This is a genomic window from Novipirellula herctigrandis (assembly GCA_007859835.1).
GTDB classification, from domain to species: Bacteria; Planctomycetota; Planctomycetia; order Pirellulales; family Pirellulaceae; genus Novipirellula_A; species Novipirellula_A herctigrandis.
Map to the genome: position 1 here is coordinate 5935526 of SJPJ01000001.1, position 13473 is coordinate 5948998.

The 13473-nt window shown below is 52.4% G+C and carries 12 protein-coding genes; 5 read left to right on the forward strand and 7 right to left on the reverse strand.

The features are described 5' to 3' along the window. Together CA13_RS35455 and CA13_RS21725 are read left to right on the forward strand one after the other, a co-directional pair. On the forward strand, positions 1-370 hold a 370-nt coding region (locus tag CA13_RS35455; RefSeq protein ID WP_419194668.1), incomplete at its 5' end, for a DUF1559 family PulG-like putative transporter. Between the two features lie 127 nt (positions 371-497). Further along, a complete protein-coding gene (locus tag CA13_RS21725) occupies positions 498-698 on the forward strand; it encodes a hypothetical protein (RefSeq protein WP_146400204.1) in 201 nt (66 codons plus the stop codon). A gap of 256 nt (positions 699-954) precedes the next feature. Here CA13_RS21725 and pyk read toward each other — a convergent pair whose 3' ends face one another. Next, positions 955-2388: a pyruvate kinase gene (gene pyk / locus CA13_RS21730; protein ID WP_146400206.1), complete on the reverse strand. Its 1434-nt coding sequence runs from the start codon at positions 2386-2388 to the stop codon at positions 955-957. A 205-nt stretch (positions 2389-2593) separates the two neighbouring features. On the opposite strand from pyk, the gene CA13_RS21735 reads away from it, so the two are divergent. Then, positions 2594-3412 carry an SDR family NAD(P)-dependent oxidoreductase gene (locus CA13_RS21735; protein ID WP_419194669.1) on the forward strand — a complete coding sequence of 273 codons (819 nt, stop codon included), beginning with the start codon at positions 2594-2596 and terminating at the stop codon, positions 3410-3412. 6 nt (positions 3413-3418) lie between these two features. Here CA13_RS21735 and CA13_RS21740 read toward each other — a convergent pair whose 3' ends face one another. The 4 genes from CA13_RS21740 to CA13_RS21755 form a co-directional block, all read right to left on the reverse strand. Then, positions 3419-4405, reverse strand: coding sequence for an ROK family protein (locus CA13_RS21740; protein ID WP_146400210.1), 987 nt, complete (start codon positions 4403-4405; stop codon positions 3419-3421). A 74-nt stretch (positions 4406-4479) separates the two neighbouring features. Continuing rightward, positions 4480-6096, reverse strand: a complete 1617-nt coding sequence (gpmI, locus tag CA13_RS21745) for a 2,3-bisphosphoglycerate-independent phosphoglycerate mutase (RefSeq protein ID WP_146400212.1) — start codon at positions 6094-6096, stop codon at positions 4480-4482. 465 nt (positions 6097-6561) lie between these two features. Then, positions 6562-7962 carry a DUF4832 domain-containing protein gene (locus CA13_RS21750; RefSeq protein WP_146400214.1) on the reverse strand — a complete coding sequence of 467 codons (1401 nt, stop codon included), beginning with the start codon at positions 7960-7962 and terminating at the stop codon, positions 6562-6564. Between the two features lie 38 nt (positions 7963-8000). Further along, a complete protein-coding gene (locus tag CA13_RS21755) occupies positions 8001-9434 on the reverse strand; it encodes a sulfatase (RefSeq protein WP_146400216.1) in 1434 nt (477 codons plus the stop codon). A gap of 302 nt (positions 9435-9736) precedes the next feature. Here CA13_RS21755 and CA13_RS21760 point away from each other — a divergent pair, with 302 nt between their 5' ends. Then, positions 9737-10723, forward strand: coding sequence for a TIM barrel protein (locus CA13_RS21760; protein WP_146400218.1), 987 nt, complete (start codon positions 9737-9739; stop codon positions 10721-10723). On the opposite strand, the gene CA13_RS35460 is transcribed toward CA13_RS21760, so the two are convergent. After that, positions 10720-10857 (reverse strand): hypothetical protein, encoded by a 138-nt coding sequence (locus CA13_RS35460; protein WP_419194670.1) that lies wholly within the window; start codon positions 10855-10857, stop codon positions 10720-10722. The two genes, CA13_RS21760 and CA13_RS35460, sit on opposite strands and share 4 nt — an antisense overlap. Positions 10858-11151: 294 nt before the next feature. Here CA13_RS35460 and CA13_RS21765 point away from each other — a divergent pair, with 294 nt between their 5' ends. Beyond that, positions 11152-11826: a hypothetical protein gene (locus CA13_RS21765; RefSeq protein WP_146400220.1), complete on the forward strand. Its 675-nt coding sequence runs from the start codon at positions 11152-11154 to the stop codon at positions 11824-11826. A 78-nt stretch (positions 11827-11904) separates the two neighbouring features. On the opposite strand, the gene CA13_RS21770 is transcribed toward CA13_RS21765, so the two are convergent. Then, positions 11905-13344: a 2-oxo acid dehydrogenase subunit E2 gene (locus CA13_RS21770; protein ID WP_146400222.1), complete on the reverse strand. Its 1440-nt coding sequence runs from the start codon at positions 13342-13344 to the stop codon at positions 11905-11907. Positions 13345-13473 lie beyond the last annotated feature (129 nt).

Below are 13473 nucleotides of genomic sequence, written 5' to 3' on the forward strand. Positions count from 1 at the left end.
CTTGACGACGGATAAGAATCCGGGCGATGGCAGTCGGGCTTCTTGGGCTCGTGGTTACCACTGGGCCGACGGAGTTCAGCAACATTCCGGGATGAACACCATCCTTCCGCCCAATAGTCCATGTACTGCACGCGTTAGCGGCGACGATTCATGGGGGATGTATCCACCAAGTTCGCGGCACCAAGGTGGTGTCCATGTCTTGATGGCTGATGGCGCAGTGAAGTTCATTACCGATTCGATCGAGGCTGGTAATTCACGTGCGCAAACCGTTTACCTCGGTGCTGGCAACGCGGGTATCAAGAGCCCTTTCGGCTTGTGGGGTGCATTGGGCACGCGAGCGAGCAAAGAAACCGAATCATTGGAAGACTAGTTTCGCTTGAGCGACGCTTTTGAAATCTAAGATTCAAATCATTCCACCCGGTTGTACATCTCGTGCAATCGGGTTCCGTTTATTCCTGTTTACAAAGTTTTACACTTCAACAAAGTAAAGTAACAAGATGAAAAGAAATTTCACCCGTCCAGCATCAGCCAAGTTGGTTGCACTGGTGGCTTTGGCTTGCTGTCCCCTATTGGCATGTCAAGTTGGTTGCAGCGACAAAGGCGAGAACACCGTTATTGAACAACCAGCTGAAGCGGCAGCGGCTATGGATGAGTACGAAGCCAACCAAGACGCGGGTTATGATAACTACGGGAACTAGCCTGTCTTCGGATGCGGCCAGTCGCAAGATCGGTTCGGCCGCTTCGTTTGAACGCCTGCTAACAGGTGCCGGCTTGTTAGCTCCATGCCGTTAGCGTTAGTTGTCCCTGTAAAGGGCAACTATTTTCTGTGCAGCTGCGCCAGCCCAGAGCTGGCGGTAAAGGATCGGTTTCGCACTTGAGCATTCCAAGCGATGGTTGTTCAACGGGCCGATCCATTTTTTTCTCGCACGATTGGCGAAAGTCTTACCGTCCTTCCTATTCGACGGTGTGCACGATCAGCATGTTTTGTGCTTTTTTGACCACGCCGGTGCCGGTGACAAAGACGATTTGGTCCCCTGTCTTGATGTCCGAATGCGTTCTGCCCCAGCGGCACATCTGGTCAATGAACTCGGGAGTATGATCTAGCTCGGCCGACTTGATCGGTTTGATCCCCCAGAACAGCGTTAGTCGGCGTAATGTGGCATCGGAGTCACTCACGCCCAAGGTTGGCACCCGACTACGACTTTTGCTCTTAATCCAAGCTGTATCACCGCTTCGTGTTGAAATCACGATCAATTTTGCGTCAATGGACTCGGCGATATTTGTTGCGGCATGAGTGACCGCGGTGGTGATGGGGTGTACTCGTGTGTTCGGATAGCGACCAGCGATGTTCTCTTTTAACATTTCACGTTCGGTGCACAGCAAAATGCGGTTCATCATTTCAACTGACTTCACGGGATAGTTGCCGATCGCCGTTTCGCCGCTTAGCATGCAAGCATCGGTTCCATCAAGAATCGCATTTGCCACGTCACTCGCTTCGGCTCGCGTTGGTCGACTGCTGGTATGCATCGACTCGAGCATTTGCGTTGCAACAATGACAGGCTTCATTTTTTCTTGGCACGTCGCGATGATCCGTTTCTGAGCGACGGGTGTTTCGGCGACGTCGATTTCGACCCCCAAATCACCACGAGCAACCATGATGCCGTCGGACGCATCTACAATCGCATCGAGTTGTTCGAGTGCCTCGGGTTTTTCGATCTTGGCGATGACAAGTGCCGTTGAATCGTAGCTGGCCAATAGGTTTTTCAGTGACTGAACATCTTCGGGTTTGCGAACAAAGGAAAGGCTTATGAAGTCGATTCCTTTTTGTGCCGCCCATATTGCGTTGTCGACATCGGTCCGTCGCATGGCCGAAACGGACAGCTTAACGCCTGGCAAATTGATCCCTTGTCGGCTGCGCACCGTCCCGCTTGCGGTGACTCGGCACTCGGCGCGGTCCGCGGCCACTTTTTCAACCTTAAGTGCAACCGTTCCATCGGCCAGCATCACACGGTCACCGGTGCTCAGCTCATCAATCAGTTTTGCATACGTGCTGGTCATTTCGTGATCGTTTTGTGGTTCATCGCCTCGAACGAACGTGATCGTCGCTCCGATCTCGCAATTTAACGGATCGGAAATCAGTTGCCCCAGGCGAATTTTTGGACCGGCTAAATCGAGCAAAATGCCTGGTTTGAATCCGACTTGTTCGGCCGCTTGCCGAATGTTGTTGACAACTTCTTCATGCTGGTTGCGGTCACCATGGGCCGTATTGATGCGAAACACGTCTGCGCCGGCTTCAATCAATTCAATTAGTTTTTCAACGCTATTACAGGCCGGTCCCACGGTAGCGACAATTTTTGTAGAAGCTTCTTCAATTCGGGGTCGGGACATCGAGTGATTCCTGGGCGGATAAGGTTTGTTTTTCGGTCAATCTATCGCTTTATCGTGATCATAAGTAGGCGGGGGCAATTTGCTCACGGGCCCTCAATTTTCTCACCGGCCTTCAATCTTGTATTGTCCAACTAGAATCTCCGGGCGCCTTGGTTTATTCTCCTTTTCATCAGATTCATTTAACCCGATTGGATTACCTGTTCCCGTGCCCTCATCTCCGCCTAGCCCCGTCGCGATCATCACCGGAGGCTCATCGGGCCTAGGAAAAGCCATCGCCGAAACTTTTCTAGCCGCGGGTTTCGCAATCGTGATTGTGGGGCGAAACCAAGCACGGCTTGAGCTGGCAAGGGAAGAGTTGGCAACCCGTGGATCAGCGGTCATCGTCGTCGCGGATGTCTCTACCGAAGCGGGAGCAGCGAAAATAAACGCAGCCGCACAGCAGCATTTTGGGCGACTTGATGTGCTGATCAACTGTGTTGGTGCTAGCGATCGTGGACTGGCCGAAAATTTGAGTACCGATCGGCTCGATGAACTGGTCAAGCAAAACGTCCACACTGCCCTGCTCTGCTCCGATGCTGCTTTGCCACTGCTTGAGATATCCGGTGGCGTCATCGTCAATATTGGCTCGCTTGCAGCAAAAGTTGGGGCTCGTTATTTGGGTGGTTATTGCATTGCAAAACATGCACTGGCAGGCCTGACCCAGCAAATGCGGTTGGAGCTAAAGCCACGAGGGGTCCATGTTGCGTTGGTCAACCCTGGGCCAATCCAGCGAAGCGACGCTGGATCGCGTTATCAATCCCAGATCGACGACAATGTGCCCTCGCAAGCAGCTCGCCCGGGCGGCGGCACGAAGTTAAAAGGTCTGCCACCTGAGAAGGTCGCCGCCGCAGTTCTGCGTTGTGTCACACATCGTTGCCCCGACGTTGTGCTGCCTGGCTATCTTCGCATCCTAATCGCAGTTGGTCACTTGTCACCGCGACTTGGTGATTGGTTGTTGCTGAAATTTTCCTCGTCGAAGGAATAGTCAGCTTCATTTTGCTTTGGGCAATTTGTGTTTGGCCCACGCGGCAGCGCCCATAGCGCCAGCGTCGTCGCCTAGCTTGGCCGCAACGATCTCGAAGACATCTTTGTAAACCGACATGACGTTTTCTTTTGCCGTCTTGCGAACGGTTCCAACAATTAAATCCTCCATTGCTTCCACTAAGCCACCCCCGAGAACGATCTTGTCAGGAGCGAGCAGGTGGACGACGTTGGCTACGGATATTCCGATGCTGCAGGCGGCTTCTTCGACAAGTTTCTTGATAAGTTTATCGCCCTTTGCGATCGCTTCCTTTAGTGCACCGCTACGGATCTCGCTCAGATCCGTTCCTGCGATTTCGAGCAAATTCGGTGCGTCACCGCGGTAGGCTGCCTTTGCTGCTTCGGCCGCAATGGTCAAGCGACTCGCTTCGGCTTCGAGGGTCCCTGAGATCGCTGAACCACTGGCGCGAGTGTCGCCAGAGACGCGAGTGTGGCCGATTTCCATGCAGCTAAACCGAGCGCCTTGCAGAATTTGGCCTTCGTAGACACACCCTCCTCCGACGCCCGTTCCTGGGAAAATGCCGACGACACAGCGAGCGTTCTTCGCGGCACCAAATTGATACTCACCATAGACGCCTGCATCGACATCGTTCATCACGACAACGCCGCAATCAAAACGCTTCTTTAAAAAGTCGCCAAGGTCAACATTGTCCCAGCCGAGATTGGGGGTCATTACGATTCGACCTTTTGCCAAATCGATTGGCCCAGGGCATCCAACGCCAATGCCGGCAATATCGCTTTTGGCGATGTCGTTTTCGTCGAGCAAGCGGTCGATCGTGGTCGCGATCCGCTCGATTCCGCTATCGGAACCATCGCGACCTCTCGTTTTGCGCCGGCGCCGACCGACTACCTTCCAATTCTCGTCGTATGCGATCGCCAGCATTTTGGTGCCGCCGAGGTCAAAGCCAATCCAAACCGGTTTTGTGTCGGATGCCATCGTCTGTGTGCCAGAAAAAAGGAAGTAAGTCAGGAAGCGAATCGTTGAAAGCGAATCCCACAAGTACGATCACGCTAGGAAACGCCATCTACCTTAAGTAAAGGCTCGCCGGTCATCTCTTTGGGAATTGGCAAGCCCATCAGCTCTAGCAGCGTTGGCGCGATGTCAGCTAACCGACCACCTTCGTTTAGCTTTTTACCTTCTAAACCAGGCTCAACCACAATCAACGGAACCGTGTAGGTCGTATGTGCCGTATGAGGGCCGCCGGTGACCGGATCAATCATTTGTTCGCAATTGCCGTGGTCCGCCGTGACAACCAATGATCCGCCTTTGGCAAGCGTCGCTTCGACGACTTGTCCGACGCAGCTATCAACCGTCTCCACCGCCTTGATTGCCGCTTCCAAGACACCGGTGTGACCGACCATGTCACCGTTGGCATAGTTGACGATCAATAAATCGGCTTCACCCGATTCAATTTCCTTTAGCACCTTATCCGTGATCTCGTGCGCCGACATTTCAGGCGCCTGATCATACGTGGACACGGTGCGCGTCGAGGGTGCCATTTCGCGATCTTCATGGCTAAACGGGTCGTCGCGGTAGTCGTTAAAGAAGAACGTCACATGCGGATATTTTTCCGTTTCGGCACATCGGAATTGAGTCAATCCTAGCGAAGCGACATATTCACCAAGGATATTTGGCATCTTCGCTCGCTTCTCAAAAATCACATGAACCGGCAAACCCGATTCGTACCCCGTCATCGTGGCGAAGTACAGGTCGTTAATTTGCTTACCACGGTCGAATCCGCCGCCATCGATCTTCTTCCAAGCTTCGTCGTCAAACACGAACGCCTTGGTAATTTCGCGAGTCCGGTCACCGCGATAGTTAAAAAAGATTACCGCGTCGCCATCTTCGACCATCGTCGGCTTGCCGTTATGAAGGATCGATGTGGGAACGATGAATTCGTCGCCCGTTCGATTCGAATCGGTTGGATGGTCATAGTAACCTTGGATCGCTTCGGCAGCTGAATTCGCTGTCTTCTCGGACCCTTGGGTCATCGTTTTGTAACAAGCTTCGACACGTTCCCATCGCAAGTCACGATCCATTGCATAAAAACGACCCATCACCGTAGCGACATAGCCGACCTCTTTTTCCTTCATGGCCGCTTCCATTTTCGCGACATACGCCAACCCACCCCTCGGCGAAGTATCACGTCCGTCGGTGATCGCATGAACGGCGAACTGGTCCGATTTCAAGCCGTGCCGTTTCACCAAATCAACGATCGCGATCGCATGGTCTAAGTCACTATGGACGCGGCCGTCTGACATCAAGCCGAGTAGATGCAGTTTGCCACCTGATTTCTTGACGTGCTCAATCGATTCAAGCAATACTTTGTTTTCAAAGAACGATTCATCGCGAATTGCGCGGGTGATTCGCATCACTTCCTGATCCACAATCCGCCCTGCCCCGATGTTTTGATGGCCGACCTCGCTGTTCCCCATCACTCCGGCGGGCAATCCGACATCTTCGCCCGAGGTGGCGATAAGAACATTAGGGTACTTTTCCATCAGCGAATCGGCGATGGGCGTCTTCCCAAGGTGCACAGCGTTACAATGGTCCCACTTTTTATCAGGATTCTTGCCCCATCCATCGCGGATGATCAATACAACTGGCTTGCGGCGAATGCTGGTCAAGGTTCTTTCTCTCTACTCGAATGGTGTTTGCGAGATTCATTTCAAGTCACCGTTTTAACGGACAATGGCTGATTTCGGAACGGCCCTCGAAATTGATCGGGGTACGGTTCCTGCCAAATCCGGTCCCGCCAAATCGAGTCCCCTCGTTACCTGCGGAATACGTAGGATTTCCTGCAAAAAGATAAGTTTCGATGGGGGATTCGTTAGACGCGATGGCGCGCTGGCGACTTGCCAGTCCGTCTATTTTGGGCCAAAGCCGCCGCTTCGCAACGACCCGCTGCAATAGAATTTGCTTATGGATCAGATTCGTTTCCGAACGCCGATTGTCGCTGCAAATTTAGCCTTTCGCTTTGCTGGCCCCCCGTGCCTTTGGCTCAAACTCCAAGAAATGTCAGCGTGGTCGAGGCATCGGAATTCGCTCGTGGTGTTGAAGAGTCGGCCGATGGCGAGTCAGTCAAAAAGATATCAATCGATTCGTAGGGAGCCGATCGTTGCCCACGGTTTGCGGTCGATACCCTGCGATTGGTTTGCAAACCGTAGCGAGATGCCGCCGTTGAAGTTCGAGGGGACGCTAATGGCAACGGCATAGTGGCCCGGTGGTACGTTTCGCAAATCAATCGTCGCGTTTCGAAACGCCGGTTCCTCAGCACTAGGCAAGATTCCCGTCAACTTCCACGTCGTCGACCAATGCTTCACCAATTTGCCGCCCGGCTTTTCAATGAGTCCAATATTGACCTGCCAATCGTCGCGATAGAAAGGCGCAACGCCTCGATTGCGAATGCGAATTGCAACGAGCGTTTTGGCTCGCTTCGTTGCATCAATCTTTGCCGACTCGATATGGAATTCGTAGCCCATACGCTGAACCTGTTTGACTGCATTTTCATAACGATCCTGAGACGCTTTTTTGCGGAACATGCCTGTGTCCATTAACCAAGTGGCATGTGTTTCGTCTACGCATAGCTCGAACGATTGGTCTTGAGGAACACACGACGGCGTATCAAACACGCATCCCCAAACCTCGGGCCGGATCTCACCTCCGATCGGATGTTGTTTCCATACGTTCGTCAATTTGGCACGTGTTAACTGTGCCATGAAATAGTAGTCGTGTTTTGTTTGTTCCGTGACACGAGTGGAGTAGGCAAACGAATCGTCGTGGTATCCAAAGGGATAAGACTTCGTGGGTGCATAGCGTTCATCATTTTCGCCCATTGGGTAACGCAATAAAATGGGCGTCTTTTTAAACGCAATGGCGTATGCCTGCATCACTTCGGTTTGCACTTCTTTGTTCGCCCAAAGCTCATAGCGAGGATGCGTATGCCATTCACCCCATGTCCCCAGCAGTCCCGCCGTAACGTAGGCCAACCGCGGATCGCCATCATACTTCTTTCCGAAAGCGGCGATGAAATTGCCCAATGCCTTGCGAAGATTTGCATCGGAGTAGTCCGGCGTTTCGATCTTCTTCGGTGGGAATGGTTGAGTGTTCGTGTTCAAATACCGCTCGACCTTCAATCCGCCATCAATCAAGAACTTGGGGATCACGTTTTCATGTCCTGGATACTCCAAATAAACACGTACAATCGCGTGCTTGCCTCGCCCACTGACTTCTTCAAGAAGCGATTCCAATGTCCCCCAGCGGAACTCGTTCTCGCCGATCATGAATTCGGATAATGGAAAATACTTGAATTCCATACTATGCGGAAACCGACCCGCCGCCGGTCGCGAATAGGGCACCAATCCTTTGAGCGGGTTGTCCGCTGGGGCGGGACGATAGGCAAGTGGCGCGAAGCCCTCTTCGGCTTGACAGGTTGGCCAAAGCGACGAAATTCCTAGACACAAAACAGTCGCCGCAGCGATCATGAAACGCATTGTATTGCCTTGTTGCTGGTGAACTTTGTAAGATTGCGTTATTGGAGATTCACTTCTCTGGCCGCGTTTAATTCGGATTCAAGATGCTTTCGCGTCTCGGCGTAGGCGGGATCCTCACTCACATCTTGATTTTGCTCGGGGTCTTTTCTTAAGTCGAAAAGTCCCACTCCTAGCAGATTTCCTTTGCCACCCTTCGCACGCATTTCCATGTAGCTGAAGTCGTGTGTGCGAATGGCATCGCCTCCGCCATGCCGGGTGATTACAGCCTGCTTGTGTGCGGCGCCGACGTCTTTTAAAAGTGGCGTCATGCTCATGCCCTGTAAATGACTTGGTTTCGACAGGCCTGCCAAGTCGCAAAGTGTCGGGTAAATGTCGACATATTCCACAAGTTCCTTGCAGACTCGGTTGCCTTTGGCGTTTGGTGCAACGATTAGCAACGGGGTGCGAATTGCAACTTCAAAGTTCGTGTGTTTGCACCAAAATCCATGTTCGCCCAATTGCCATCCGTGATCCCCCCAAAGCACGATGATCGTGTTGTCGGCAATGCCGAGCGTTTCCAGTTCGTCCATTAACCGGCCGATTTGTACATCAATGAAACTGACGCTGGCATGGTAGCCACGGATCAAATTTCGCGCCACTTCGTCGCTGACAGGGCCTTTCTTTGGGATGCCGCGATAGGACCGCATTTCCCCCCACGTGTATCGAAACGAATTCGATAACTGTTTGGGGAAGAACATGTTGTTGGGAAGCTCTACTTCGGATTCCGGATACAGGTCCCAATATTTTTTCGGTACGTTGAACGGCAAATGAGGCCTGTAAAAGCCACAAGCAAGAAAGAATGGCTTGTCGATTTTGGAGAGTCGTCGTAGGTCGTCGATCGACTTATCACAGATTTGGTGATCAGCGTACTTTTCATCCGCTACGTCGGCTGATTCGTAAGCAGGTCCACGCTCGGCACCTTTTTCGGATCCCGGTCGGTTTTCTTGGAGCGCCCACCAAAGACTGCTAGTCGGCTGCCGCCAAGCCGCTTCGCTCCAAGCATTCTTGTCGTCGTCTTGGTGATGGTAAACCTTTCCATTGCTAAGCGTATGATAGCCATTCTGTTTGAACAGCATGGGGATCGAAGGAACATCCGGTGCATCCACCGCTGCTCGTGTCAAATAGTTGACGAATCGATATGGATTCGGACGAAGCCCTTTCATCAAACTTGCACGCGACGCACCACACACCGCGATGTTGCAATATGCGTGATCGAACTGAACCCCTTTCTTTGCCAACCGATTCAAATTCGGCGTGATCATCTTGTCATCGCCGTAACAGTTCAATTCGGGACGCAAATCGTCAACCGCAATGAATAGGACATTCGGATGATCACCGCCACGCGCCGACGTGGTGAACCAAACACACGTGACGACCACAAGAGCACAAAATTGATATCGATGAAACAAAGACGCGAGAAAATGGGCATTCATGCTGAGGTTGGTTTCCTAAGAGGCAAAGTGAAAGGCAAGCAGGCTTTTCATTGTATCATAGCGGCCTAAGGATTCGTGATTCGCCCGCACCAACGACTCGTGCGTTTGGCTAAATACACAGAGAATTTTGGAGTGCCGGATGACGGATAGCCGCCGGCTAGCAATCGACCGATTGCTGCGAAAGCATTTTCACAACGCGATCGATTTTGTGTGACCGCGAAAATACATGGAAGGGGCATCTGTGACTATAATCGAGCCCTCTCTGTGTCCCCCGTTTTCTCCGCAGTAAGGATTCACTAACGATGTCTGCAAACCCATACTCCCTTAGCCGCCGCCACTTTCTTCAATCATCGGCAGCAATTGTCGCCGCAACGGGTTTAATGGGCCCAAGTCTTGGTGCGGAAGATCAAAGCGATCCTCCATTCAAGATTTCTTTGGCGGAATGGTCGCTTCACCGAAGTTTGCGTGATCCATCAAAAAACTTAACGAACATGGATTTCCCTCGTGTTTCGAAGGAAGAGTTCGGTATCGACGCGGTCGAATATGTTAACCAATTCTTCAAGGACAAGGCCGAGGACAACGACTACTTAACCGAATTGAAAAGTCGCTGCAGCGATCTCGGAGTCAAGAGCGTTCTGATCATGATTGATGGCGAAGGACGATTAGGGGATCCTGATGATGCGAAACGGAAACGAGCAGTTGAAAATCATTTTAAATGGGTCGAAGCGGCGAAGTTCCTCGGTTGTCACAGTATCCGCGTGAACGCAGGCAGTAGCGGCAGCTACGAAGAACAACAAAAGCTTGCAGCGGATGGGCTTCGCCAATTGAGCGAGTTTGCTGCACCGAAGGGTATGAACGTGATTGTGGAAAATCACGGAGGGCTTAGCAGTAACGGCAAATGGTTGAGCGACACGATCAAGATGGTTGATTTGGAAAATTGCGGCACGCTCCCTGACTTTGGAAATTTCTTTATCAATCGCAATCCTGTGGAGTGGTTCGACAATTACGAAGGTGTTGACCTAATGATGCCGTATGCAAAAGCCGTCAGTGCAAAGACACACGATTTTGTCGGTGGCAATACAGTCGTCCATATGGAAAAAAATGGAAAGACCTACGAGACCGATTATGAGAAAATGATGAGCATCGTTGTTGGTCATGGCTACAACGGCTACGTCGGTATCGAATACGAAGGCGGCGAAGACGAATACGTGGGCATTCGCAAGAGCAAAGAACTACTTGAGCGTGTTGCAGCCAAGCTAAGCGAAACCGCCGCGACCACAACGGGCTAATCCACTAAGGCAACGCGAACGCCTCCCTTGTCTCCTGAAAAGACGCTGGCCTTGTCTCCTGAAAAGACGCTGGCCTTGTCTCCTGGAAAGACGCTGGCCAGGGAGGTTACTGGCATCATGGAAGCTTGATACACCGAGGTCCATTCTGGTTTGCAAGATGGACCTTGCGAAGCTTCTGTTTATACTGGGCACTTTCCCCTTGATCGTCTTCGCATTTCGTCCACTACACTCGAATAGCTCTCAGTTAGACGTAGGCCAGTAAGTTCAATGTAGGCCAGGACCTGTCCGGGCCTGCGATGGTTCCACGTCCATTTTGAAAATGTTCTAAAATCGAGTCTGGACGGAGTGCGAGGGCGATTTGGGAAAGGCCCAGTCTTTTTTTGGCGGGCTGAGAAACCTCGACTTTCTTTCGATGTAGAGCGGAAACAATGAACCTGCGTGCCAATCCTGAAAGCAAATTCCTGCTTAAATACTTGCTCGTGGGAATCGCCTGTCTCTGTTTTGTGGCACTCTCGATCTACGATGGATTTGTCAAATTTCCTAACATGCTACCACGCGCTCAGGCATGGGAAGCACTCGAGGCGGAGCTCGAAACGGATGAGAAATTAGCGAAATCGGGTTGGCGGAAACGCTGGGGCGACATTGCCAACGAGAATGGATGGAGCGAAGCCAATTTGACCAGCGAAGAGACAGTCGGCGCAGTGACGCAAAAGATTTGGTTGCAGTATTTCTTTATCGTTGTCGGTTCCCTAATCGGAGTGCCCAGTCTCGTTCGGTATTTCCGCACCAAGAATAGTTGGATCGAGACGACCGAGGACAGTCTACGTTCGAGTTTTGGCGACGAAGTCAGAATCTCCCAAATTGAAAAGTTCGACAAAAAGAAATGGGAAAACAAGGGGATCGGCGTCCTGCATTACCGATCAGATGATGGCAAGGCAAAGAGGTTCATCATTGATGATCTCAAGTACGAGCGAGAGCCGACTGACGCAATGGTCTGTTGGATTGAATCTCTCATCTCGCCCGAGATGATTGTCAATGGAGACCCTGAGCCAATCCCAGAGAAAATCTCTGAGCCAAGCCCTGGAGACACGGATTCAGTGTAGTGGGATTATCGTAGGCCAGGTTGTGGCCTACATCGGTCCTGTGAATTTACATTGCTGTGAATTTGCATTGCCGTGAATTTACAATGCCAACAGTAGTCGGCTGGGGGCTTCGAGGTAGCCGATGACATCGTTGAGGAATCTGGCGGCGGTTCCTCCGTCAACCAATCGATGGTCGTACGACAAGCTGAGTGGCATCATCAATCGCGGTCGGATCGAATCGTCTGGCATCACGACGGGCAATTTTCGACTGCGCCCGACCAGCAAAATTGCCACTTCCGGGACATTCACGATCGGCGTGGAATAGGTTCCACCAATCGCTCCGAGGTTGCTGATGGTAAACGTACCGCCACGCAAATCGCTTACAGCGAATTGACCACCACGGACCTTGCCCGACATTTCTGCAAGCGAACGCGTTATCTCGGGAACACCCATTCGGTCAGCGTTATGCATGACGGGAACGACGAGACCGCGTTCGGTGTCAACGGCGATTCCAACGTTGACGTATTCCTTGTAGAGAATCTGTTCGTTCTCTTGGTCGATTGCAGCATTGATCGTCGGGTGATGACGCAGTGCGGTGGCAACGGCTTTGATCAAGAACGGCATCGAAGTTAGCTTCAACCCTTGGGCTGCGTAGTCATCTTTGCTGGATTTTCGGAGTTGCTCGAGGTCCGTAATGTCGGCATCGTCAAAATTGGTCACGCGTGGTACCGATGACCAGCTAGCGTGCATTTGTTTGGAAATCGTTTTTCGCATACGGTCCATTCGCTCGACACGAATCGTACCGAAATCATCGGCTGTCGAGGCACCGGAGCTGACCGCTGGGGGCCCTGTTGAAATGGCGGTGTTGGCGGACCCGCCATTTTGTGCTGCTCCTTGGTTCGCACGAACGACCGCCAAGACATCTTCGCGAGTGATCCGCCCGTTTTCACCGGTACCGCGAACGGAGCTGAGGTCGACCGAAACTTCGCGAGCGAACCGGCGAATGGCTGGTCCGGCGGCGATGGACTCACCACCGACGGCGGGCGGTTGTGGCGCCGCAGTCACTTCGGCGCTCGCAACGACAGGTGTCACCGAGGCTGGTGGGGCTTCGCTGGCTGCCGGAGCTTTAGCAGCGGGTTGTGGCGGTTCAGCTGCGGGAGCCTCGGCTGCGGGAGCCTGGCTGGCGGGTGCCTCGGCTGCGGGTGCCTGCGGTGTGGGTGCTTGGGGAGCTTCCGCGACCGGTTCCGGTATTGCTTCTTTGGCTGGAGCTGGTTCTGGCTCCGGCGTCGATTCGGCTCCGCTGGCAGCTTCGACTTCCAAAATCACGCCGCCGATGGCGACCGTGTCCCCTTCATTGACCAAAATTTTGGTCACTTTCCCACCGACGGATGCCGGGACTGGCACGGTTGCTTTGTCGGTCTCCATTTCAACGACGTCTTGGCCTTCGGTGATGACATCACCAACGGATACAAATACTTCGAGAACGTCACCCGATTCGATGCCGTCGCCTAATTCAGGTAGCTTTACTTCAGTAGCCATATCAATCAGTTTTCAGTTTACAGTGTTCAGTTTGCAGTAAGGATGATTTGCTTTGCTTGTCTGGCGAACGTCGCTACGCTCGCCAGATCGCGGTTTTTGCTCGGTTCGGTATACCGTGGTTCCGACGTC

Bases quoted from the DNA above. Each gene is read 5' to 3' on its own strand.
- CA13_RS21725 (WP_146400204.1), top strand. From the start codon at position 498: ATGAAAAGAAATTTCACCCGTCCAGCATCAGCCAAGTTGGTTGCACTG.
- CA13_RS21755 (WP_146400216.1), bottom strand. From the start codon at position 9,434: ATGAATGCCCATTTTCTCGCGTCTTTGTTTCATCGATATCAATTTTGT.
- pyk (WP_146400206.1), bottom strand. From the start codon at position 2,388: ATGTCCCGACCCCGAATTGAAGAAGCTTCTACAAAAATTGTCGCTACC.
- CA13_RS21740 (WP_146400210.1), bottom strand. From the start codon at position 4,405: ATGGCATCCGACACAAAACCGGTTTGGATTGGCTTTGACCTCGGCGGC.
- CA13_RS21770 (WP_146400222.1), bottom strand. From the start codon at position 13,344: ATGGCTACTGAAGTAAAGCTACCTGAATTAGGCGACGGCATCGAATCG.
- CA13_RS21760 (WP_146400218.1), top strand. From the start codon at position 9,737: ATGTCTGCAAACCCATACTCCCTTAGCCGCCGCCACTTTCTTCAATCA.
- CA13_RS21750 (WP_146400214.1), bottom strand. From the start codon at position 7,962: ATGCGTTTCATGATCGCTGCGGCGACTGTTTTGTGTCTAGGAATTTCG.
- CA13_RS21765 (WP_146400220.1), top strand. From the start codon at position 11,152: ATGAACCTGCGTGCCAATCCTGAAAGCAAATTCCTGCTTAAATACTTG.